Source organism: Nocardioides sp. HDW12B, assembly GCF_011299595.1.
In the GTDB taxonomy this organism is placed as follows: Bacteria; Actinomycetota; Actinomycetes; order Propionibacteriales; family Nocardioidaceae; genus Marmoricola_A.
Map to the genome: position 1 here is coordinate 3,486,897 of NZ_CP049867.1, position 22,521 is coordinate 3,509,417.

The 22,521-nt window shown below is 74.1% G+C and carries 17 protein-coding genes; 6 read left to right on the forward strand and 11 right to left on the reverse strand.

Annotated features, from left to right (window positions below; translation table 11 throughout):
• Position 1: 1 nt before the first annotated feature.
• Positions 2-1,174 (forward strand): pyridoxal phosphate-dependent aminotransferase, encoded by a 1,173-nt coding sequence (locus G7072_RS16350; RefSeq protein ID WP_166088243.1) that lies wholly within the window; start codon positions 2-4, stop codon positions 1,172-1,174.
• Between the two features lie 40 nt (positions 1,175-1,214).
• Here G7072_RS16350 and G7072_RS19840 read toward each other — a convergent pair whose 3' ends face one another.
• Positions 1,215-3,044, reverse strand: a complete 1,830-nt coding sequence (locus G7072_RS19840) for a hypothetical protein (RefSeq protein WP_206063176.1) — start codon at positions 3,042-3,044, stop codon at positions 1,215-1,217.
• A gap of 77 nt (positions 3,045-3,121) precedes the next feature.
• Between G7072_RS19840 and G7072_RS16360 the strand changes: the two genes are divergently transcribed.
• From G7072_RS16360 to G7072_RS16375, 4 genes are all read left to right on the forward strand, one after another.
• Complete coding sequence (locus G7072_RS16360) at positions 3,122-4,051, forward strand: hypothetical protein (RefSeq protein ID WP_166088245.1); 930 nt, start codon at positions 3,122-3,124, stop codon at positions 4,049-4,051.
• A gap of 88 nt (positions 4,052-4,139) precedes the next feature.
• Entirely contained in the window at positions 4,140-5,129 is a 990-nt protein-coding gene (locus G7072_RS16365) for a hypothetical protein (protein ID WP_166088248.1), read from the forward strand.
• Entirely contained in the window at positions 5,126-5,872 is a 747-nt protein-coding gene (locus G7072_RS16370) for a hypothetical protein (RefSeq protein WP_166088250.1), read from the forward strand. The genes G7072_RS16365 and G7072_RS16370 overlap by 4 nt, the downstream gene beginning before the upstream one ends.
• Positions 5,873-5,931: 59 nt before the next feature.
• A complete protein-coding gene (locus G7072_RS16375; protein ID WP_166088252.1) occupies positions 5,932-6,351 on the forward strand; it encodes a hypothetical protein in 420 nt (139 codons plus the stop codon).
• Between the two features lie 42 nt (positions 6,352-6,393).
• Here G7072_RS16375 and G7072_RS16380 read toward each other — a convergent pair whose 3' ends face one another.
• The 10 genes from G7072_RS16380 to G7072_RS16425 all read right to left on the reverse strand — a co-directional run bounded on the left by G7072_RS16380 (position 6,394) and on the right by G7072_RS16425 (position 18,111).
• Complete coding sequence (locus tag G7072_RS16380; RefSeq protein WP_166088254.1) at positions 6,394-7,683, reverse strand: S8 family serine peptidase; 1,290 nt, start codon at positions 7,681-7,683, stop codon at positions 6,394-6,396.
• Positions 7,680-9,062, reverse strand: a complete 1,383-nt coding sequence (eccB, locus tag G7072_RS16385) for a type VII secretion protein EccB (protein ID WP_166088256.1) — start codon at positions 9,060-9,062, stop codon at positions 7,680-7,682. Before eccB ends, G7072_RS16380 begins: the two co-directional genes overlap by 4 nt.
• 86 nt (positions 9,063-9,148) lie before the next feature.
• A complete protein-coding gene (locus G7072_RS16390) occupies positions 9,149-10,303 on the reverse strand; it encodes an LPXTG cell wall anchor domain-containing protein (protein ID WP_166088259.1) in 1,155 nt (384 codons plus the stop codon).
• Between the two features lie 120 nt (positions 10,304-10,423).
• Entirely contained in the window at positions 10,424-11,791 is a 1,368-nt protein-coding gene (eccD, locus tag G7072_RS16395; RefSeq protein WP_240916999.1) for a type VII secretion integral membrane protein EccD, read from the reverse strand.
• On the reverse strand, positions 11,788-13,272 hold the full coding sequence (locus G7072_RS19845; RefSeq protein ID WP_206063181.1) for a WXG100 family type VII secretion target: 1,485 nt from the start codon (positions 13,270-13,272) through the stop codon (positions 11,788-11,790). The genes eccD and G7072_RS19845 overlap by 4 nt, the downstream gene beginning before the upstream one ends.
• A 21-nt stretch (positions 13,273-13,293) precedes the next feature.
• Entirely contained in the window at positions 13,294-14,568 is a 1,275-nt protein-coding gene (locus G7072_RS20230) for a S8/S53 family peptidase (RefSeq protein ID WP_166088261.1), read from the reverse strand.
• 112 nt (positions 14,569-14,680) lie between these two features.
• Positions 14,681-15,430, reverse strand: a complete 750-nt coding sequence (locus G7072_RS16410) for a hypothetical protein (RefSeq protein ID WP_166088263.1) — start codon at positions 15,428-15,430, stop codon at positions 14,681-14,683.
• Positions 15,431-15,613: 183 nt separating this feature from the next.
• Positions 15,614-15,910 (reverse strand): WXG100 family type VII secretion target, encoded by a 297-nt coding sequence (locus G7072_RS16415; RefSeq protein WP_166088267.1) that lies wholly within the window; start codon positions 15,908-15,910, stop codon positions 15,614-15,616.
• Positions 15,911-15,962: 52 nt separating this feature from the next.
• The gene (locus G7072_RS16420) at positions 15,963-16,274 is read right to left on the reverse strand and encodes a WXG100 family type VII secretion target (protein WP_166088268.1); all 312 of its coding nucleotides are present in this window, start codon (positions 16,272-16,274) and stop codon (positions 15,963-15,965) included.
• Positions 16,275-16,524: 250 nt separating this feature from the next.
• Entirely contained in the window at positions 16,525-18,111 is a 1,587-nt protein-coding gene (locus tag G7072_RS16425; protein ID WP_166088270.1) for an EsaB/YukD family protein, read from the reverse strand.
• 294 nt (positions 18,112-18,405) lie between these two features.
• On the opposite strand from G7072_RS16425, the gene eccCa reads away from it, so the two are divergent.
• Entirely contained in the window at positions 18,406-22,401 is a 3,996-nt protein-coding gene (gene eccCa, locus G7072_RS16430) for a type VII secretion protein EccCa (RefSeq protein ID WP_240917000.1), read from the forward strand.
• Positions 22,402-22,521 lie beyond the last annotated feature (120 nt).

Here is a 22,521-nt window from a genome sequence, read left to right on the forward strand (position 1 = left end):
CATGACCCGCCGCCTCGCGAGACGTCTCCAGGACGTGCCGCCGACCGTCTTCACCACCATGTCGGCGCTGGCGCTGCGCACCGGGTCGGTGAACCTCGGACAGGGCTTCCCCGACGAGGACGGACCGCCGGAGGTCGTGCGGCGCGCGGTCGCGGCGCTGCAGGGCGGGCGCAACCAGTACGCCCCCGGTCCGGGCGTGCCGGAGCTGCGCCAGGCGGTGGCCGCGCACCAGCGACGTCACTACGGGATCGACCTCGACCCCGACCGCGAGGTGCTGGTGACCGCCGGTGCCACGGAGGCGCTGGCTGCCGCGGTGCTGTCGCTGGTCGACCCCGGTGACGAGGTGGCGATCGTCGAGCCGTTCTACGACGCCTACCTGGCGTGCGTGGCCATGGCCGGCGGCGTCCGTCGTCCGGTCCCCCTGCGGCGTACAGCGTCGGGGTTCCGCCTCGACGTCGAGGCGCTGCGCGCGACCGTGACGGACCGCACCTCGGTGCTGCTGCTCAACACCCCGCACAACCCGACCGGGGCCGTGCTGGACGCCTCCGAGCGGGCCGCGATCGCGGAGGTGGCGGTCCGCCACGACGTGGTGGTCGTGGTCGACGAGGTCTACGAGCACCTGACCTACGACGGCGTCCGGCACGCCCCCTTGGCGGCCGAGCCGGGGATGGCCGAGCGCACCCTCACCATCTCCAGCGCCGGCAAGACCTTCTCCCTCACCGGCTGGAAGGTCGGCTGGGCCACCGGCAGCGAGGAGCTGGTCACCACGGTCATGGCGGCCAAGCAGTGGCTGACCTTCACCAACGCCGCCCCGCTGCAGCCGGCGATCGCCTACGCGCTCGACCACGAGGACGAGGCGGTGGCCACGCTGGCCGCCGACCTCGCCGTACGCCGTGACCTGCTGTGCGGCGGGCTGGCCGAGCTCGGGCTGGACCCGGTGGTGCCGCAGGGCACCTACTTCACCCTCGGCGACGTCCGGCACCTGGGGTGGCCCGACGGCGAGGCGTTCTGCCGCGCGCTGCCCGAGCGGGCCGGGGTCGTCGCGATACCGGCGCAGGCGTTCTACGACGACCCCGCCGACGGCCGTCACCTGATCCGGTGGGCGTTCTGCAAGAACCGCTCGTCGATCGAGCGCGCCCTCCACCAGCTCGCCCGGGCGGACCTCACCGCGTAGCGGCCCGAGGTCGGGCGCCCGAGGGACCAGCCCCTGCCGATCACCAGGGCTTGCGGGGCTGCTGCGGCTCGCGTGGCTCCTCCGGCGAACGCTGCCACTGCTGCGGGGGCGGCCAGCCCTGCGGTGCCTGCTGCTCCGGCGCCGGGGGCTGCTGCTGCTCCTGGGGCGCGGCTCCGGCGTGGTCGTCGTGGGCACGGTCCGTGCCCCCGTCCGCTCCTGCGTCCGTCCCCTCGTGGTGCCCGGACCGGTCGGCGCCGTCGGTCGACGCCGGTCGCGGCGGGTTGCCCCCCTCGTGGTGGGGCGCGGTCTGCCCGGACTCGTCGCGGTGCCAGTCCGGCACGGCGCCGGCGTCCCCGGTCGCGGCGCCCTGCCCCGGGCCCGACTGCCCGGGCGGCGCGTGCCCCGGCTGCTCGGCGTACCCGGGCTGGGCGTAGCCCTGCTGCGCGTCGCCTTGCTGCGCGTAGCCCTGCTGGGCGTACCCCTGCTGGGCGTACCCCTGCTGGGCGTACCCCTGCTGGCCGTAGCCCTGCTGGCCGTAGCCCTGCTGGGCGTACCCCTGCTGGGCGTACCCCTGCTGGCCGTAGCCGTACGGGTCGTAGCCGGGCTGGGCGTACCCGGAGGGTCCGGCCCCGTAGCCGGCGGCCTGCTGGCTGTAGGGGTCCCAGCCCTGGCCGCTGCCGGACCAGCCGGTCCCGCCGGTCGGCGTCCGCCGGGCGAACCAGTCGTTGGCGCCCCCGGTGAAGAGCAGGATCACCGTGGCCCCCGACAGCAGCAGGGGGAACGCCGAGAAGATGCTCAGGATGCCCAGCAGGCTGAGCAGGGCCGTCATGGCGCTGGAGATGACGAGCAGGATGCGAGCCACCTGCGAGCGTCGGAAGGTCAGGATCGTCAGCACGAAGGCCGCGACGGACCACACGAGGAAGATCGCCAGCGTCGTCCACGCCAGCGTCTGGACCTCGGTGGTGCTCATGTTCAGCTCGTCGCGGAGGTCCTGGATGAACTCGTCGGGAGCGGCCGCGAGCAGCAGGATCCCGAGCAGCGTGAGGGCCGTCATCAACCCCGAGCCGACCCACGCCGACCAGCAGGCCAGCGTCACCGTGGTCGGACGGCGGTCCGGGTCCGGCTGGCCCGGGTAGCCCTGCCCGCCGTACCCCTGCCCGGCGTAGCCCTGCTGCGCGTAGCCCTGCTGCGGGTAGCCCTGGCCGTCCTGGCCGGGGCCCCACCCCGAGGAACCGCCGGGAGCACCCTGCGGCGGCGCACCCCCGGCGGCCGGACGAGGCTGCCACCCCGCGGCCGGCCGTGGCTGCCACCCACCGGTGGGCTGGGTGGACGCGAGCGGCTCGGCGGCCGTGCGACCGGTCGGCGGGACCGCGGCGTCGGAGTCGTGGCGCCCCGCACCCGGTCGCGCGGACTTCTTCGCCCGCGGGCCGGGCTGCGACGGGGGCTTGCCGTCGAACCAGTCGCGCGACGGACGGGACCAGTACATCCCGACCGCGATCGCCAGCAGCACGGGCATGACGCCCGAGACCGGCATCGTGAGGACCAGCAACCCGGTGACGATCGTCAGCCCGAGCCGCGCGCCCCGGTGACCCTGGAGCGCGAAGATGCCCAGCACGAAGGCGGTGGCCGCGAGCGCACCCGCGACCAGGCCGAGCACGTGGAGGGCGTCGAGGACCTGCTCGACGCTCACCCCGAGGCCGTCGCCGGGAGGCTCGGCCAGGATCTCCTCGATGCTCTCCCGCATGTCGCTGCCCCGGAGGCTGCCCAGCGTGTCCATGAGCGTGAACACGAGGAAGACGCTGCCCAGGACGGCCAGCAGCGAGGCGGTGGTCACCTGGCGGGGCCGCTCCAGGGACGGCTTGTCAGTCATGCCTCCATTGCACCACGCGTGCCCGACACCTGCGTCAGGCCGCCCGGCCCTGCCCCGACGGGTGGCAGCATGACCGGGTGACGCCGTTCATGCTTCTCGTGGCCCTCGGGATCGGCACGGCCGTCGTCACCGCGACGGTGATGCGGAGCCGCGACGGCGGCTCGACGACGCCTCCAGCAGCGCCCGCCACGCCGCCGACCGCGCACGTCCCCCCGTCGCCGGTGTCGGGGAAGACTCCGACGTCCCCGGAGCAGGCGGCGCGCACCCTGCGGTCCGTACGGCGCCACCGACGTCGTTCGCTGGTCGGCAGCGTCACCGCCGGCGTCGTCCTGGGGCTCGCGACGGGTGCGTTCCCGGTGGCGCTGTGGGTCGACAGCCGCACCGTCCCCGCGGGAGCCGAGACCACCGAGGTCACCGTCGAGGGCTACGTCACCGGCACGACCGCGCTGCGGTCCGGCGCGCGACCCAGCGCACGCACCGTCCAGGTCACCCCGGCAGTCGACGGCCGCGACCGGGTCACGCTGGAGTACCGCTGGCTCTGGCCCGACGCCGGCGACGCCCTGGAGGTCTACCCCGAGGACGGCGGCCTCCGGGCCACCGAGGAGGCCGGCGCCCTGCACCTGGTGGGGGCCTGGCGATGGCGACGTTCTGGACCTGGGCCACGGTGGGCTGGGTGCGCCACCGTCGTCGTCAGGACCGTGACCGCGAGGCGCGCTGGGAACGCCTGGCCCGGCCGTCGTCCGAATCCGCCCCCGGTCCGAGGACCGGCGGGGCATGATCGACCCATGTTCGACATCGCGATCTGGACCATCGTCGCGCTGGGCGTGGTCGTCGGCGCCGTGATCGGGGTGCGCGGCTACCTCACCGGCGGCCCGGACGGCGGCCGTGACCCGGGCCTCACCGCGGACCAGCGGCACGCCATCCGCATGCAGGAGCACCACGCGAAGCGGGACGCCAAGCGAGCCGCCAAGGCGGCCGAGCGCGAGGAGCGCGAGCGCGGCGCGTAGCGCTCCGTCCGGTCCGACGATTTACGGGGTTTTGTCACGTCGCGAGCGCCTTCGTCGGATCATGGAGATCACGTCACGAGGGGGACGAGTGGGCGAGTTCACGGTGGATCCGGACAGCTTGACGGCGAGCGCCGAGGTCGGGCGACGGCAGGCCGAGCACCTGGCGAAGGTCGACGGCTACATCTCGTCGGCCTGCAGCCGCTTCGAGGCCTTCACCGGCGTCCTGAGCTTCTTCCAGGGCCAGTACTCCGAGGCGGTCTCCACCGCCCGTGAGGGTGTCCAGACGTTCGGCGACGTCGCCCGGACCGTCGACGAGTCCTTCGAGGGCTGCCGCGACGACTACCTGACGGGCGACCGGCAGGTCTACCAACGCTTCGACCGCGCCTTCAGCGACGTCGTCAACCTGGCGCCGTACGAGAAGCCGGGGTCCGGGTCGTCGGTGCCCGCGACCGGTGGTCCGCCGGCCATGCCGGGATCGGCGCTCGCCGACCCCAAGCCCTACGAGCTGCCGAAGGCGCCGGACTGGGTCAACAAGCCCTACGACACCGTCTTCCCGAACAACGACGACACCCCGGCGCTCACGCCCCGCGGCGCCATGAAGGAGGGCGCCGTCCGCTGGCTCGACGGCTGGGTCGACGACGCCCAGCAACGGCACTACGAGCGCCAGGGCTACTCACCGACGGAAGCCCGTGACATGGCCCGGGCCAGCGCCGACGACCACGCCTCGACCGCGATGCACGACCGCATCGAGGGCCGCGCCTCGGAGGCCGGGTGGAGGGCCTACTGGGAGGCCCGGGAGAACGGCAGCAGCCACGAGGACGCGACGGCGGCCCGCCACGACGCCTACGGCGAGTCGCGCAGCAGCGACGCGGTCGACAGCGGCAACCGCCGCGACATCTTCGACGCCGGCAGCGCCTACAAGGGCGCCTACGACGGCGTGAACGACGCCATCAAGAACACCCAGGAGGTCGCACAGGGCGTGCAGGACCTGCAGGACCAGATGGACGACAACGATCGCTACGGCGACTTCATCGACCGCGAGGACGACGACAGCAACGAGGAGTGGGGCAGCCGATGAGCGTCTTCGAAGCCTTCGACGCATCCTCGGTGGTGGGCGGGTCGCCGCCCGCCGGCCGGCGGGGCGAGGTGATCGAGGAGGCGAAGAAGAACTGCGGCTTCCTGATCCGGGGCATCGACTGGGCCGTGCACAAGGTGACGGGCTGGAGCCTGCTGGAGGCGATCCTCGAGCCGCTGGCCGGCGACTTCAACACCCTGGACTCCATGAGCCAGGCCTGGGAGGAGGTCGCGGTGGCGCTGGGCGCCGTCGGCGACAACTACCGCTCGCTCGGGCAGCAGCTGCCCGGGGTCTGGACGGGCAGCGCGTCCGAGGCCGCCGTCGGGCGTCTCACGTCGATCGCGGGCAGCCACGACGAGCAGCAGGAAGCCGCGGAGATGATCGCCGAGCAGCTCACGGCGCTCATCGAGGTCTCCGAGGCCACGGTGGACACGGTGGCCGCCTGCATCAACCTCGTCAACGACATCGCGCAGGACCTGCTGGCCTCCGCCGCGTCGGGAGGGGTCGGCCTGCTCAAGGTCGCCTTCACCGCACCTGGCAAGGTGAAGCGGATGGTGACGCTGATCCACCGGGCCATCGAGGCCCTCGACCGGCTCACCTCCGCGGCCAAGGCCGTGGCCACGGTCATGAAGCACGTCAACGCGGCGCTGAACGTCGCCGACGGGGTGCTCGACTTCGGCAACGCGGCGACCAACTCGCGCGCCGGCGGGATGATGAACGAGACGGCCGGCGCCGGGTTCGGCTGAGCCCGCCGCCTCGACCACCCGCCCGTCAGTCACGCCCGAGACCCCCGCCAGGAGCACCGATGAGCCTCTCGTCCGACCCCCGTCTGCGGCAGGCGCTCGAGGAGTCGCGCCGTCAGACCCGGGACGCCGTGCGGGACCTGCGCGCCCTCACCGCGCAGACGCAGGCGGAGCAGCGCGAGTTCCGCAAGGAGCAGGAGCGGTCCGGTGCCGACCGCGCCACGGACGCCCGTCGTGGCGCGCTCGGTCCCGCCATGCAGCGGGTCCAGGAGCGCATCGACCGCCGTCAGACCACCTGGAACGACGTCGTCTCCGGTGCGGACACCCACCCGAGCGCGGTCGCCGTCCGTCGCGACATCGAGCAGGGGCTGGCCGAGTTCCGTCGTCTGGCCGACCAGGACCCCGAGGTCATCGAGGCGCAGATCGCGGCGCGCGCGGCAGCCGAACGCCTCCGCGGCGCCTCCGGCCCCGGCGCCCGCTGACCCCGGCGAGCCGCCGGGACACCTGACGGGTCGCCGCCGCCCTCAGACCTCCGCGGACGCCGTACGCCGTCGCGTCGCCGGCCGCACGATGAGGGCGAGCGCGGTGAGTCCGACGCCTCCGAGGCCCCACCACAGCGCCGCCTGGCGAGCGTCGGCCCACGGGTCGACGGCCGCACCGAGAGCCTTGACGTCCGCCGTCGCCTCGGGTCGCTCGCGCTTGAGCCCCCGCGGGAGCGGCGGCCCGGGGATCGTCGGGTCGATGGTCATCGTCAGCGCCTCGACCGGGCGGATCTGGCCCCACCCCTGCACCGGGTCGGAGTAGCCGAGCCTCGGCCGGTCCGCCGAGGCGAGGATGCGGTAGACGATCTCCTCCGCCGAGGCCTGCGGGTACAGCTCGCGCAGCTGGGCCGCGAGCCCCGCCACGAACGGTGCGGCCCAGCTGGAGTACGGCCGGTCGACTCCCCCGACGCAGTCGCCGCGGTTGCCCAACGAGGCCACGAGCACGTTCTGCCCGGGAGCCGCCACGTCGGAGCCGGGACCGTGCACGGTGTAGGCGTCCACGACGCCGGTGGTGTTGGTGGCGGCGACGCCGATGACGTTCTCGTTGGCCGCCGGGTAGCGGGACGCGGTCAGCGCGTCGTCCTCGCTCGCCGGGGCGTGGTTGCCCGCCGAGGCAACCACCACGACGTCCTCGCTCTGCGCGTAGTCGAGCGCCTGCGTCAGGCTCGGCAGGTCCGCGTCCTCGGAGTCGGTGCTCATGGACACGTTGATGACGTCGGCCCCGTTGTCCACGGCCCAGCGGATCCCGGCCGCCATCAGCGCGGAGTTGGGCTCGCCGGTGTTGTAGACGTCGTCGTCGCCCTCGCTGACGAAGACCTGGACCGGGAGGATCTTGGCGTCGCGCGCCGTCCCGACCAGGCCCGAGCCCTCGATCTCCCGGGCGGCGATGACGCCGGCGACGGCCGTGCCGTGCCCGTAGAGGTCGCTGCGGCCGTCGGCGGTGACGCCGGGGCCGCTGACGAAGGACGTGCCGGGGAGCACGACGTCGGGGCCGAGGTGCAGGTTGTCGACGTCCACCCCGGAGTCGACCACGGCCACGGTGACCCCGGCCCCGGTCGCCAGCTCCCACGACTGCGGGAACCCGAGGTTGATGATCGCCGCCGACTTCTGCTCGATGAAGGGGTCGTCGGCGGTCGGGCACTCCTCACCGGTCTCGGCCGCTCCGGCGGGTGCCGGCGGGACCAGGAGCAGGCCGACCGCTGCGGCAGCGGTGAGTGCGGCCGCCCGACGAGCGGGTCCCGCGTGAGCGGGCGTCCGCCTGGCCCGGGTCATGAGTCGCCCTGCTGGTCGGCGACCGGAGGCTGCCCGGCCGCGCTGCGGGTCAGGGCCGGCCCGTCCCGGAAGATCTTCGTCCACGGGAGCGGGACCGACGGCGGCTCCACGGCGGCGTAGCCGAGGGACGCACGCGTGCTCGCCGAGTCGGCCGGTGTGCCCACGGCGTAGCGCGTCCCGGTGGAGTCGACGAGGAAGACGCTGCCCGTCCCCAGCACGCCGCCCGGCGAGGCCTGCACGAGCGCACCTCCCCCCGGCTGGATGTCGCGGGAGAAGAGTCCGTCCACGATGGCGGGAGCGGACTCCGTGGGGGCGGAGAGCGAGACCACGGGCGCGGCCCCCTCCTCGGTGTCCAGACGCGCGCACTCGACGTCGGTCGTCGCGTAGTCCTCGACCATCTCCTGCGGCCACGACTCCGGGTAGGGCGTGTCGTCGTCGAGGTTGAGCCCGGCGACGTCGGAGTTGCTGACGTCGATGTCGAGCCGGGCGAGCTGGGCTCCGCGCCCGGAGCTCGTGTAGACGGCAGCAGCGAAGGGCGACAGGGGGATGAGGGTCCCGCCCTGGCCCAGGGCGTAGGGACGGCCGTCGACGAGCAACGGCGTGCCCACGCGGGTCAGGCCGGGCACGCCCGTGCTGTTGACCTGCGTGCCGGCGCCGTCGACGGCGAAGGGGACCAGCGGGTCCCCCACCGGGAACAGGTCGAGCCAGACCCCGGTGACGCCGCGCTCGGGCTGGTCGTCGAGGCCGAGCGCTCGCAGCACGGCCGCCTGGGGCTTGGCGGCGTCCGGCAGCTGGTAGCGCTGGTTGCCGGTGACGATCCAGGACCCCTCGCCGTCGACGACGCGCAACGCCTCGTCGGTGACGGGCGTCGAGACCGGCGTGTCGCCCACGGAGACCGCGAGGCCTCCCGTGCTGTCGGTGCACGCCGTCCAGCCGGACTGCACGAGGCTGCTGGGTGCGGGGAGGGCGTCCGGGGCCCCCTGGATGCCGATGGTCGCCTCGGTCGGCGCCTCGGCGATGAGGTCCTCCGGGACGAAGTTGACCTTCATCTCCTCCCCGTCGCTGGCGAGGAGCAGCCGGGCGGAGGTCGTGTTGATGACGGGGTAGAGCGTGCCCTCGACCGCGACGAAGCGTGACCCGCTGTCCTTGCCGACGACGAGACCGCCGTTGCTCCAGTCCTCGGGGACGCTGGGCTTGATGAAGCCCGACACGGCGGCGCCCGCCACGATGAGCAGGGCCAGGACCAGTCCGCCCACGAGCGTGCGGCCGTAGCGGACGGGTTCCACCTCGCGCCCACCCGGCGCCCCGCTGACGAACGCGGTCACCAGACGACGCCGGTTGAAGGAGTGGGCCTCGACGAGGTCGCGCTTGCTGGACATTCAGCCTCGGGTTCGTGACGCGGGTGGGTGTGAGGTCAGCAGTCGGGGGCAGCGGTCTCCCGCTGCCCCCGACCTCGGTCGCTCGATCAGTCGCGGACCTCGGCCCGTCGACGTGGGCGGAGCAGCGTGCCACCGGCGAGGAGGAGGCCCAGCCCGCTGGCCACCCACAGACCGGTGTGGGCAGGCGCGCCCGTGTCGGGCAGCGTCGGACCGGTGCTCGAGGAGGTCGTCGTCGTGGCGGCCGGCTGCACCGTCCCGCACACGGCGGCGTCGGTGCACACCGCGTCGTCGTTGGTGCTCACCTCTCCCTGCGGAGCGGCTCCCAGGCTGCTGACGTCGCCACCGGCCTCGGCGCCACCGCTGCCGGTGTCGCCGTCGCTGCTGGTGTCGCCACCGTTGCCGTTGCCGTTGCCGTTGCCGTTGCCGTTGCCGTTCCCGTTGCCGTTCCCGTTGTCGCCGTCGTTGCCGCCGATCGGGGGAAGCGGCGGCACGCCGCCGTCGTCGCCGTCGTCGTCGCCGTCACCCGGGTCGCCGTCGCCCGGGTCGCCGTCGCCCGGGTCGCCGTCGTCGTCATCGTCGTCGTCGCAGAGACCGTCCGGGTCGGCCGGGATGCCCAGCTCCGGGTCGCACGGCACCGGGAGACCGCCGCCGTCGTCGTCATCGTCGTCGTCGTCACCGCCGCCGGGAGGGAGGTCAGGGTCCTCCTCGCCGGGATCCCCGGGAGGCCCGGGAGGACCCTCGCCGTCGTCGGGGTCGTTCCCGCCGCCGTTGTCGGTGTCCTCGCCGTCGCCCGGGAGCAGCCCCTCGACACCCTCGCGTGCCGCGGTGCCGGCGTCGGCGGCCTCGCCGACGGCAGTGCCCGAGCCCTCGGTGCCGTCGGCCGCGGCGCCCTCGGCGGGGCCGGACTCGGCCGCGGTGCGGACCGCCTGGACCGTCACCTTGGGCGCGCACAGGCGCGGGTCGTTCGGGAGCTTGTCGGCGTCCTTGCACAGGTCCTTCGGCGTGCACCCCGCCTCGAAGGCGGCGTCGCACTCGGCGAGGGCGCGTGTCCGCGCGTCGGAGGCCTTGCTCGTCCTCTTCGCGGTGGCGTCGGTGCCGGCCTCCGCCGACGATGCCTCCGTCTCGTCACCGAGAGCACCGGACGGACCGGTGATCTCCTCGGCGAGCGACGGGGAGGCGAACCCGATCAGCAGCACCCCGGTCACCAGGCTCGCCGCGCCCAGTCTGCGACCAGATCTCATGGTGTTTCCTCTTTCTCTCATGCGTGTGAATCGTGGACGTCGGGGCGTCGTCGCCCCGGACGGGTGGGTCATCGGTGGGTCGTGCAGCTCGTCGGGTCCGTCAGGTCGGTCACGGCGCCCTCACACCGCCCCGACCACGCCGATGGCGACGACGAGGAGGGGCAGGAGGGACACCAGGGCGACCAGCTCCGCCACGTCGCCGAGTCGCCCTCGGCGCACCGAGGGAGGCATCGGGACCAGCGTGCTGACGAGCAGGACGGCTGCAGCCGCGGCGAGCACGAGGGCGAGCCCGACGTGCCAGGACGACTGCAGCAGCAGCGCCGCGGCGGCCGTCGCCGCCAGGCCGGCCACGCCGCACACCAGGCCGACGGCGACCTCGCTGCCGACGCGGTACTGCCGGGTGCGCAGCATCAGCGCGACGCTCGACATGACGACCACGAGGGCGCCCGTGACGCCGAGGCCCACCGCGAGGGGGCTGACGAGCACCAGCAGGATGCCGACCGTCGCGGTGACGGCCAGCAGGACCTCGTGACCCATCCGGGCCCCGGCGCGCACGGCGTCCGGGTCGATGTCGGCGGGCTCGGCAGTCAGGTCGGCGTGGGTGTGGGCCTGCTCGACGTTCGTGCCGGTGGAGCCGAGCGCGAACCAGGGCAGGGCGCTGCCGGCGAGCACGACCACCACGAGGGCGACGACGTACACGTTCGCCGGGTCCAGGTCGGTGGCCTGCGCCAGGCCGCTGCCGACGGCCAGCACCGCGCCGACGACCGCCGCCGGGAGCATCAGCGCTCGTCGCTGGACGAGACCGAAGAACGCGATCACGCCCACCAGCAGGACGCCACCTCCGGTGGCGGCCAGCGGGAGCTCGAGCACCGGGCCGGAGTCGACGACCGTGAGGCCGGCGACACCGGCGTAGAAGGCGCTCGTCCAGGCCAGCACCAGCGCCGCGGTGTGCTCGGCACGCACCCGGGCCAGGGTCAGGGCAGCGGCCAGGAGCAGCAGCGCTCCCACCCCCGCCGCGGCTCCGGCCACCGGGTCGGGGCGTTGCAGCGCCAGGGCGAGCCCGCCCAGGCCGAGCAGGAGCGCCCCGGCCGACAGCGCCGTACGACGACCCGAGGCCGGGTCCCACGGCTGGAGGTCGCCCTCCACCGCGTCGGCCATCGCCTCGACGATGTCGTCGTACACCCGGGGAGGCCGCTGGTCGGCGCCGACGACGACGCTCAGCACGGCTCCGTCCTCGACGCCCTGGAGGGTCAGCCCGGCCTCGCCGGAGAGCCGTCGGCCGTCGGATGCGTGCAGCTCGTAGCCGGCGTACGCCGTCGCCGGGTCGAGCACGCCGACGGTGCGGCACAGCTCGGGGAGCAGCTCGGCCACCGGCAACGTCGCCGGCAGCACCAGGTCGGCGCGGCGTCCGCCGCCCACGACCGTGACCCGGACGAGGCTGGCGCCGGGCGCCGCCGCCGAGGTCGGCTCCTCCATGGTCTGCGTCATCGGATCACGTCCGGTCCGAGCTCGTCGTCGTCGATCCACGCGTCCTCGTCGGCCAGCAGCATCGAGCGACGGTGGCCGTCCTCGTCCTCGTGCGCGCCCTGACCGCCTCGGCCCCCGGTGCCGGCCGCACCGGCCGCGCCGGCTGCTCCCCGGGCGGCGCCTCCGCGTCCGCCGGTGGTCGTCCCGGCCACGCCGGCCGCCCCGCGGCCACCGGCCGCGCCGGCCGCGCCGCCGCGACCGCCGGCTGCACCTGCGGAGCCGGGGGCCATGCCGCCCCGGGCGCCGCCGGCCGTCGAGGTGCCGGTGGTGCTCGCCGGGACCATGGTGCCGCCGCGGGCTCCCGCGGCGCTCGAGCCGGTGGTCCCTCCAGCGCCGCTGGTGACACCGGTGCCGGCAGCTCCGGCGGGGAGTGCACCGCTGCGCCCGACCGTGCCTGCGAGACCGGACCGCGCACTGGCGCCGATCGCGCCGCCACGACCGGCCGCCGAGCTGCCGCTCGTGCCGGCGACGGCGGTCGAGCTCAGGGCCCCCGCCGCCCGGGCTCCGAGCAGGCCTCGACTGCCACCCTTGAGGACCCCCAGCGCGCCGGCGCCCGCGGCGACGCCGCCGAGGCCGATGCCGGGCGATCCGCCCGTGGCACCGATCGCGGACCCGCCGGTGGAGGCCGCCCCCGAGCCGAGGCCGGTGGTGCCACCGAGGTCCGTGGTGCCGCCGATCTGTCCGTCGGCGGTGACGCCGGTCGCCGGCGTCGAGCCGATGGCGGGGACGTTGGCGCCGTTGCCCGAGCCGAGGACCAGGACGCTGTCGAGGCCGCCCCGACCGCCGCCGGTGACCGCGCGCACGCCGGAGGCGGTGGAGTAGGTGCCCACCGGACCCGCGTAGGTCGAGGAGGAGCCGGAGCCGCCGCCGGTCCCCCCGGTGCCGCCACCGCCGCCACCCGTGCCGCCACCGCCGCCGCCACCGCCGCCACCGCCGCTGCCCTCGCGCTGGGAGGCCGCGGAGATGTCGCCGTTGACGCTCTCCATGCTCGTGGTCATCTCGGCGTAGGCCTCCTGCGCCGCCGACTCCCGGGCGTTCGCCGCCTGGTTGCGCTGCGCGTTCAGCTTGATGTAGCGGACCTCCTCGTCCGCAGCCGCGTCGGCGCCGGGCGCGGTCGGCGAGGGCGGGACGGGCGGCAGGTTCGCGTACGCCGACTTCGCGGTCCGCAGCGTGGAGGCAGCCGTGGTGAGCGCGGACGAGGCCGCGTTCATCCGGGAGCTGAAGTCCTGGGTGCGTTCGGCCAGGCCGTCGAAGGCGGTCGTCGCCGCCGTGGCGTCGCGCCCCTGCCAGTCCGCGGCGATCGCCGTGCTCGCCGAGCGGAGTGCCTCACTGACGTCTCCCAGGCCGGTCGACGCCTTCTTCCACGCGGTCGCGGCGCTGTCGATCTGACCCGGCTCCGCCGACTCGACCCTGGCGAGCTTCTGCTCGTTCGGTCCTGCCATGTCCCTGACTCCCCTCGTGTCCTACGCGTTCGTCCTGGTGGTGCTGCCCGAGCCGCCGGACCGTCGTGCCAGCACGACGCCTCCCGCTGCCAGCAGCAGTGCGACGCCGCCGCCGAGCAGCCACGGCAGGGCCGAGCTGCTTCCGTCGTCGCCCGCCTGCGCGGGTGCTCCGGTGGCCTCGGCCGTGGTCTCGCTCCCGTCCTCGCTGCTCGCCTCCGGCTCGCCGGTGGTGTCCCCCGCGTCGGCCTCGGCGTCGGCTCCGTCGTCGGCCTGGCCGTAGACCGACATCGGGTAGGTGTCGATCACCCGCTGCGGGTTGCCCTCCATCAGCGGGTTCTCGTCCGGCCACCCGGTCGGGTCGTTGGCGAGCATGTTGCGCAGCGAGACGACGCCGAACCCGACCGCGTCCGAGTAGGCGAACTCCTCCGGCTCGGCGTCGAAGTGGATGAGGTGCTGGATCAGCTGGTTCCCCGTGGCCTCGGGGTACTTCGACCGCACCAGGGCCAACGCCCCGGCGACGATCGCCGTCGCGGGCGAGGTCCCGTCCTGGGGCTCGCCGGCGACGAAGCGGTCGCCCTTCCAGGTGTAGCCGGGGACGCCGACTCCGGGCGCCGCGATCGTCGGGTAGCCGCGGTACTTGCCGAGGCTGCGGTAGGGCAGCGGGTTGGCGTCCCACGGCCGGGCCTGGTCGTCGAGCGCCATCACCGCGACCCAGCCGGCGTGCGCCGCCGGGAAGTCCATCATCCCTCGGTTGACCGAGTCCTCGTAGTCGCCTGCGGACGCCACGGCGACACCACCCAGCTCCTCCACGTCACGCTGCAGCTGGTCCCACCCGGTGGCGAGGTTGCCGAGCGACAGGCTCAGGATCGGGCCGCCCTCGACGCCGCGGACGGCCTGGCCCAGGATCTCGAGCATCTCGACCTTGCAGGAGATCCCCGGCGAGTTGGGGTCGGCGTCGAGGGTGAAGTACTGCAGCTCGGCGTCCGGCGCGATGCCGGCGATGCCGCCGCCCGCGGACCCGCTGCCGCGTCCGGTCCCGGCCACCAGCGAGGCCATCCAGGTGCCGTGCTCGGCGTCGGGGACGCGGTTGCTCTCCATCTGCTCGCCCAGGCAGCCCTGGCGCAGCTCGAGGCTCGACCCCTCCAGGGCCGGGACCGTGGCGTCGATCGAGCCGTCGGCCATGATGACGGTCGCGCCCTCACCGGTGGTCTCCTCGTGCGCCTCCGGCACCCCGAGCGCCTCGAACCACCAGCTGGCGCCCGGGCTGCTCGCGGCGTCGGCCGGCGTCGGTGCCACCAGGGCGAGGCCCGCTGCCGCCGTCGCGCAGGCCAGTACGCCGGCCCCGACGCGCCGGGCGCGACGGGGGGGCGGTGACGAGGTCGACGAGGGGGGCACCGGGATCACTGCGTCACTGGGCCTGGGTGCCCGAGCCGGACGACGGCAGGGCGGGCTCCAGCACGTCGATCGTGCCGTCGCCGTCGGCGTCGAAGGACGTGGCGATGGGAGTCGGGGCGGCATCGCCCTCGAACGTCGTGGTCGACGACTCCGTGCTCCCCGAGTCGTCCCCGGCGCCGTAGCTGTAGGTCTCCGGGGAGTCGGTGTTGCCGGTGGCCCCGTCGTTGCCCTCGGGACGCTCACTGCCGGCGGGCGGCTCGGACCCCTCGCGCTGCTCGGCGGCGGGCGGCGGGTCGCCGAGCTCCTCGCGGTGCTCGGCGCCGGCGTTGTCGAAGTTCTGGTCGGCCTGCGACTGGTAGCCGCTCATCGACTCGTTGAGGCCGCTCAGGGCACCCTGGCCGGCGCGCTGGGCGTCGGCCGCCGACTGCTCGTCCGTGGCCTCGTGGGCGTTGCAGCTCGCCTCGATGTTGGCCGCGAAGGTCTCGAGGTCGGCGATGACGCCGTCGATGGTGTCCATGAAGACCTGGTGGGCGGCCTGGTGCTGCTGGCCGACGGTCTGGGCGATCGGCACCTGTCCGAACGCGGACGGGGCGAGGTCCAGCGCGCGGAAGTCGCTGGACTGGGACGTGGCGTTGTCCTGCATCGCGGCCATGTTGTCGCGCGCGATGCGTCGGATCGCCTCGATCGTGATCTCGATCTGTCCCGAGACTGCTCCGGCCGGGATGTCGGTGCTGCCACCGCCACCGGAATCTGCGTTCACCATGCCTGTCGGCCCCCGATCTCCCCGTCGTGTGTGCTGCTCAGCCGTGTGCTGCTCGGGGCCCTGACCCTCCCGGGCCCCGGACGCCGCTCACGGGTCGGGACGACCGAGGTCGTCCCGACCCGCGCGGCAGGTCGTACGTCGTGCTGGGCGCGCGCGGCTGGAGCCACGGCACCCGGGCGGGGCTCAGCCCCAGCGCGCGGTGTTCTGGCTCTCGGTCGCCTGGTAGTCGCTGTTGGACGACGTGACGGCGGTGCCGATCTCGGCCAGCAGGGCCTTCATGTCGGCCATCGCGGTGTCCCACTTGGCCTTGGCGACCTGGTACGAGTTGGACGCCTCACCGGTCCAGTCCGAGCGCAGCGGCGCCAGCTCGGACTCGAGGGCGTCGAGACGACCCTCGATCTGGTTGGCCTGCGACTGGATGTCAGCCGCCGCCGCGTCGAGGCTGCCGAAGTTGACCTTCAGCTCTCCTGCTCCACTCATGTTCTGTTTCCCCTCGTGCGTGTGTGAAAAGTCGGGTGGGTGTCGGAGCCGGTCAGCCGAGGCGGCCGGACAGCTTCGAGAAGGTCGAGGACTGCGACTCGTCGTTGGCGTTGTAGACCTGCTCGGACGAGCGCAGGTTCGCCTCGAACTCGTTGAGCGCCGACGTGATCTTGCGGGCGTCCTCGTCCCAGCGCGTCATCACCTGCTGGAAGGCGCTCGAGCCCGCTCCGCGCCACTGGGCGCCGATGCCGGCGAGCTTGCCCCGCAGGCTGCCCAGCTGCTGGTCCAGGTCGCCACGTGCCGACGAGACCATCTGAGCACCCTTGGTGAGTGACTGATCCTGCTTTGAAACCTCTCCAGCCATGTGGCCAGCCTCCTTGTCGATCCCCCGCCGTGGCGTGTCCGGTGCCACGATCGAGACTTGTCCCCAGCCGGTCGGCAGGCGACTCGCGTTCCTCTATCAGTTAACCCTGGAATCCCGTCCAGGGCGGCGATTTGACCCTAAATCGAAAGTCCCGATCTGGACAAATCACAGTGCCGCACGTCCTAGATTCCCGCGCCGGCGGCACCCGAAACGCTGCGGGGACGGTTGACGCGTCATGTGTCGGGCGGGGTCACGACACCAGCGAGCGCACGGCGCCGAAGATGCCCGAGGCCAGTGGCACCGCGGCGACGACGAGGACCACCGCGAGCGCCTCGCAGACGTCGGCCAGCCGGGCCCACCACACCGAGCGCCAGCCCTGCCCGAGGGCCAGCCCGACCGAGACGGTGAGGGCGCCCAGCGCGCCGCCGACCGCGAAGATCCACCAGGTGGCGCGGGGGTCACCCACGTCGAGCAGCGTGAGCCCGGTCCAGGCCGCGACGACGCCGGCACTCAGCCGGAGCGCGAGCCGCGGCACGCGGGCGCGGACCGAGCGGGCCACGAGCGCGAGGGCCGCCGCCCCCAGCAGCACCATGGCCACGCGCGAGACACCGAGCACGTCGAGCTCCGCGTCGCGGACCAGGAGCGCGCCCCCGACGACGACCACGGCGCTGATGACCACGGTGCCCGACGTCATCAGCCGCTGACCCCGACGGACCACCGCGGCCACCCCGTCGGGACGCACGATGACCCTCTTGCGCCGGCTGCCCCGTGGTTGCTCACGGGCCGACCACGCCGTGTTCTGCAGCCGGTCGAGGTCGAGCAGCGCCTCGTCCGGCACGTCCACGACGAGGTAGGGCAGCAGGCGCGCGGCGACCACCGCGGCGCCGTACGCGATCGCGAGCAGCGAGAGCACCGACGACCCGAGCAGCAGGAGCAGGAGCGTGAGCCCGCTCAGCGTGGCGCCGACGACGAGCGCGACGTCGGTCAGCTCCTCCTCCTCCTGGCTCAGCCAGGCACGGGCGACGGCCGCGGCGCCGGTGGCGCACAGTGCCGCCACCGCGAGGCCGAGGAGCAGCCCGCCCGTCTCGTCGGAGTAGCCGGCCGTGAAGCCTGCCGCCGCGGCGAAGGCAGGGCTGGCGGCCGCCCGCAGTCGACCCCCGATCTGCGAGGTGCGCAGCGGGAAGGCCGTGGCCAGCGCGGCGAGGACGAAGAACGCGGCGCAGCCCAGTCGCTGGGACGCCGATCCCTGCACGGCCACCACGGCGGCCGAGCCGACGGCACAGACGGCGCCCATCCCCAGCGTCGCACCGGACGTCACGCCCGTACGGCGTGCGCGGCGTGCGTCGGCGGCGCCTGCTCGCTCCGCCTCTGTGGGGGCCGGGACCGCGGAGGCCCCGGGCCGGGACGGGTCAGCGGGGGCGGGGTCGCCCGAGCGGTCACGGGCGCGCGTGCTCGCCGCGCGGCCCGCGCGTCCTCCGGCTCCGCCGGCACCGGCTCCCGTGGTCGTCAGGACCACCGGGGCGTCGGGACGCGGTCCCGGTGTGCCCACGCCGGGCGTCTGCGGGGCGGCGGGGGTCACGCCGCCGTCGGCCACGATCAGCACGTCGCCGTGCTCCACGCCGAGCTGCTGGAGCTCCTGGTCGGCATCCAGCGGGTGCCCCGAGGCCGTGACGAGGCCCGCTCCGGCCGGTCGCGACGAGCCGACGTACGCGGCGTACTCGTCGGTCAGCTCGGTCGCGGTCATCCACCACGGGACGACCAGGTCCGCCGTCCCGTCCGGGCCGACCACCGTCACCCGGACCGAGGACCGTGCCACCGCCTGGGCATCGGTGCTCACCCCGCACCCCCGTCCTTCACTCGTCCACCTTCGTCGATCCGCCGATGTTCCGTCCGTCGAGCCGCCGGTCGCCGGGCCCCGACGGCCGGCCACCACCTGCGTCAGCCGGTCCCCGCCGCCCGTCCGATGGGACGAAGCGGGCGCGGACGTCAGGTTTGCGTCCTACCATCGTGCACGAACCTGGAGTCCACTGTGTCCGGGTTGCGAAGAGTCGGCACGATGCGCCCCGCATCCGCCGGGACGCCCCTGCTTCCCGCGCGGGCCACGGCGCACGTCCTACGGGGAGGTCCACGCTTGTCCACCACGCTCAGCCACGGCAGCCGGCTCGACCCGCCGACGATGCCCGACGGGGAGCTGGTGCTGCAGGCACCCCCCGAGCTCGCCCCCAACGAGGGCGCCGGCGGTGCCCTGATGATGGCGCTCCCGATGCTCGGCAGCGTGGGCTCCATCGTCTTCATCTCCGCGGCGCAGCCGGGCGGCAAGAGCATGATCGCCGCCGGCATGTTCCTCGTCGCCACGCTGGGCTTCATCGGCGTGCAGATCGACCGCCAGCGCAAGCAGCGCAGCGCCAAGATCGGCGGCGCCCGCCGCGAGTACCTGCAGTACCTCGCCGGCGTCCGCAAGGTCGTCCGCGAGGCGGCCGACCAGCAGCGCCGCACGCTGCTGTGGCACCACCCCGCACCCGCCGCGCTGCCCGCCCTGGCCGAGGAGCGCCAGCGCCTGTGGGAGCGCGGTCCCGACCACGAGGACTTCCTGCTCACGCGCTACGGCCGCAGCCCCCAGGCCCTGGCCCTGCGTCTCGTGCCGCCGGAGACCGCGCCCGTCGAGCAGCTCGACCCGGTCGCCGCCTCGGCCCTGCACCGGCTGCTCGTCGTGCACCGCAACCAGCCCGACCTGCCGGCCAAGGTCGACATGCAGGCCTTCAGCCGCATCGAGGTCACCGGCGACGAGGGCCCGGCCCGCGGGCTGGCGCGCGCCATGGTCTGCTCCGCCGCCGCCGCCCACCGTCCCGACGAGATGATCGTCGCGGTGCTGACCAACGACCAGAGCGTCGCCGCGTGGGAGTGGGCCAAGTGGCTCCCCCACGCGCAGAGCACCGAGGACGCCGACGCCATCGGCCCCAGCCGCATGGTCTGCGACAGCCTCGACGACCTCGCCGCGATGCTGCCCAAGGACCTCGTCGACCGTCCGCGCTTCGGCGCGGCCGGAGCCGCGGCCACGCCGCACCTGCTGCTCGTGGTCGACGGCGGCTCCCTGCCGCCCGGCAACCACCTGATCCCCGACGAGGGCGTCCACGGCGTCACCGTGCTCGACCTGCCCGAGCAGTGGGGCGAGCTCTCCGACCCCACCCGGCTCCGCCTGCACCTCGAGGGCGAGGCAACCGAGGACGGCACCGTGCCGCTCACCGGCATCCAGGTCTACCGCGACCCCTTCCGCGCCCTCGGCGACCAGATGGACCTCGCCAGCGCCGAGGCCTTCGCCCGCCGCCTGGCCCCCCTCCACACCGTCCAGGGCCCGGCCCGCGAGGACTCGCTCAGCCGTGCCCCCGAGCTGCCCGACCTGCTCGGCCTGGCCGACGTCCGGACCTTCGACCTCGACGCCGCGTGGCAGACCCGGCCCCAGCGCGACCGGCTGCGCGTGCCCGTCGGCATCGGCGACAGCGGCGGCCCGGTGCTCCTCGACATCAAGGAGTCCGCCCAGCAGGGCATGGGTCCGCACGGCCTCGTGATCGGCGCCACCGGCTCCGGCAAGTCGGAGTTCCTCCGCACCCTGGTGCTCGGTCTCGCGATGACCCACTCCAGCGAGGTCCTCAACATGGTCCTCGTCGACTTCAAGGGCGGCGCGACCTTCGCCGGGCTCTCCGAGATGCCCCACGTCTCGGCCGTCATCACCAACCTCGAGAACGAGCTCACCCTCGTCGACCGCATGCAGGACGCGCTGTCGGGCGAGATGGTGCGCCGCCAGGAGCTGCTGCGCATCTCCGGCAACTACGCCTCGCTCAAGGACTACGAGAAGGCGCGCACCAGCGGCGAGGCCGAGCTCGACCCGCTGCCGAGCCTGTTCATCGTCGTCGACGAGTTCTCCGAGATGCTGTCGGCCAAGCCCGAGTTCATCGACCTCTTCGTCGCCATCGGCCGCCTCGGCCGCTCGCTCGGCATCCACCTGCTGCTGGCCTCTCAGCGGCTCGAGGAGGGTCGCCTGCGCGGCCTCGAGAGCCACCTGTCCTACCGCATCGGCCTGCGCACCTTCTCCGCGTCGGAGTCGCGGGCCGTCCTCGGGGTGCCGGACGCCTACGAGCTGCCGTCGGTGCCGGGCCTGGGCTACCTCAAGCCCGACCAGTCCACGCTGCTGAAGTTCAAGGCCGCCTACGTCTCCGGTCCGCCGCCGCGCGTCGGCCGGGGCACCGTGAACCGCTCCTCGGGCGGCCTCCAGACCGTGATGCCCTTCTCGCTCGGCCACGTCCTCGCCCCGCACCAGGACGAGCCCGAGGACCAGGTCGTCGAGGTCCGCAGCGGCTCGGAGGAGGCGGCCGACCACCGCTCCCTGCTCGACATCGCCGTCGACCGCATGGAGGGGCACGGCCCCGGCGCCCACAAGGTGTGGCTGCCGCCGCTGGACGTGCCCGACACCCTCGACGAGCTCATGCCGGACCTCACCGAGGACCCCGAGCTCGGACTGGTCTCGCCGTCGTGGCGCGGACGCGGCGGGCTCGTCGTACCGCTCGGGACGGTGGACCGGCCGCGCGAGCAGCGCCGCGACACCCTGACGGTGAACCTCACCGGAGCCGGCGGGCACGTCGCCGTCGTCGGCGGGCCCCGCAGCGGCAAGAGCACGCTGCTGCGCACGGTGCTGACCAGCCTCGCGCTGACCACCACCCCGGCCGAGACCCAGTTCTACGTCCTCGACTTCGGCGGCGGCACCTTCGCGCCGCTGATCGACCTGCCGCACGTCGCCGGTGTCGCCACCCGCTCCGAGCCGGACGTCGTGCGCCGCATCTACGCCGAGGTGCTCGGCATCGTGGACAAGCGCGAGCGCTACTTCCGCTCCCAGGGCATCGACTCGATCGAGACCTACCGCTCACGCCGCGCCCAGGGCCGCGCCGACGACGGGTACGGCGACGTGTTCCTGTTCGTCGACGGCTGGAGCACGCTGCGCTCGGACTTCGACGAGCTGGAGATGGCGCTGCAGTCGCTCGCCCAGCGCGGCCTCACCTTCGGCCTGCACATCGTGGCCGGCGCTGCCCGGTGGGCCGACTTCCGCGCTGCCACCCGCGACGTCCTCGGCACCCGGCTCGAGCTGCGTCTCGGTGACCCGATGGACTCCGAGATCGACCGCAAGGTCGCCCAGCTGGTGCCCAACGGCCGGCCCGGCCGCGGTCTGGTCCCGGCCAAGCTGCACTTCCTCGCCGCCCTGCCCCGCATCGACGGCGAGCCCGACGGCAACACCACGGGCACCGGCGTCGAGGACCTGGTCGAGCGCTCCCGCAAGGCGTGGCGCGGCGAGCAGGGCCCGAAACTGCGCCTGCTGCCCGAGAAGATCGAGCTGGCGCAGGTGCACGAGCAGGTCGGGCGTCAGCGCGACCTCACCACCGACCGCCGGCTCTACCTCGCCATCGACGAGAAGGACCTGGCCCCGGTGGGCCTCGACGTCGAGCGCGAGCCGCACCTGCTGACCTTCGGCGACAGCCGCTCGGGCAAGAGCGCCCTGCTGCGGGCCTACCTGTCCGAGGTGATGCGCACGCGCACCGCCGAGGAGGCCCAGGTGGTCGTCGTCGACTACCGCCGGTCGCTGCTGGGCGAGGTGCCCGAGGACTACGCCCTGCACTACCTGACCAGCGCCACCCAGGCCCAGCCGGCGATCGCCGAGCTCGCGCAGTACCTCGAGGGTCGGCTGCCCGGCCCCGACGTCACGCCCGAGCAGCTGCGCAACCGCTCGTGGTGGACCGGGGCGGAGGTGTTCGTGGTCATCGACGACTACGACCTCGTCTCCACCCAGTCCAGCTCGCCGATGGCACCGCTGGTGCCGCTGCTCGCCCAGGCCCGCGACGTCGGCCTGCACCTCGCGGTGGCCCGGCGCTCCGGTGGCGCGGCGCGTGCGCTCTACGAGCCCGTCATCCAGTCGCTGCGCGACCTCGCCATGCCGGGTCTGCTGCTCTCCGGCAGCCCCGACGAGGGCCCGCTCATCGGCACCACGAAGCCCCGCCCGGGCGTCTCGGGGCGTGGCCAGCTCATCACCCGCGACCGCGGCGTCGAGGTCGTCCAGACGGTCTGGACGGACGCCTCGATCTGAGTGCAGTCGGGCGTCCTGGTGTCGTTCACGACACCAGGACGCTCGCCGTACGTCGTTGACGACGTGGGGACGCCCCAGCCCAGCTCCCCACCGTCCGTACGTCGTTGACGACGTGGGGCC

Bases quoted from the DNA above. Each gene is read 5' to 3' on its own strand.
- G7072_RS16350 (WP_166088243.1), top strand. From the start codon at position 2: ATGACCCGCCGCCTCGCGAGACGTCTCCAGGACGTGCCGCCGACCGTC.
- G7072_RS19840 (WP_206063176.1), bottom strand. From the start codon at position 3,044: ATGACTGACAAGCCGTCCCTGGAGCGGCCCCGCCAGGTGACCACCGCC.
- G7072_RS16370 (WP_166088250.1), top strand. From the start codon at position 5,126: ATGAGCGTCTTCGAAGCCTTCGACGCATCCTCGGTGGTGGGCGGGTCG.
- G7072_RS16375 (WP_166088252.1), top strand. From the start codon at position 5,932: ATGAGCCTCTCGTCCGACCCCCGTCTGCGGCAGGCGCTCGAGGAGTCG.
- G7072_RS16380 (WP_166088254.1), bottom strand. From the start codon at position 7,683: ATGACCCGGGCCAGGCGGACGCCCGCTCACGCGGGACCCGCTCGTCGG.
- eccB (WP_166088256.1), bottom strand. From the start codon at position 9,062: ATGTCCAGCAAGCGCGACCTCGTCGAGGCCCACTCCTTCAACCGGCGT.
- G7072_RS16390 (WP_166088259.1), bottom strand. From the start codon at position 10,303: ATGAGATCTGGTCGCAGACTGGGCGCGGCGAGCCTGGTGACCGGGGTG.
- eccD (WP_240916999.1), bottom strand. From the start codon at position 11,791: ATGACGCAGACCATGGAGGAGCCGACCTCGGCGGCGGCGCCCGGCGCC.
- G7072_RS19845 (WP_206063181.1), bottom strand. From the start codon at position 13,272: ATGGCAGGACCGAACGAGCAGAAGCTCGCCAGGGTCGAGTCGGCGGAG.
- G7072_RS16410 (WP_166088263.1), bottom strand. From the start codon at position 15,430: ATGGTGAACGCAGATTCCGGTGGCGGTGGCAGCACCGACATCCCGGCC.
- G7072_RS16415 (WP_166088267.1), bottom strand. From the start codon at position 15,910: ATGAGTGGAGCAGGAGAGCTGAAGGTCAACTTCGGCAGCCTCGACGCG.
- G7072_RS16420 (WP_166088268.1), bottom strand. From the start codon at position 16,274: ATGGCTGGAGAGGTTTCAAAGCAGGATCAGTCACTCACCAAGGGTGCT.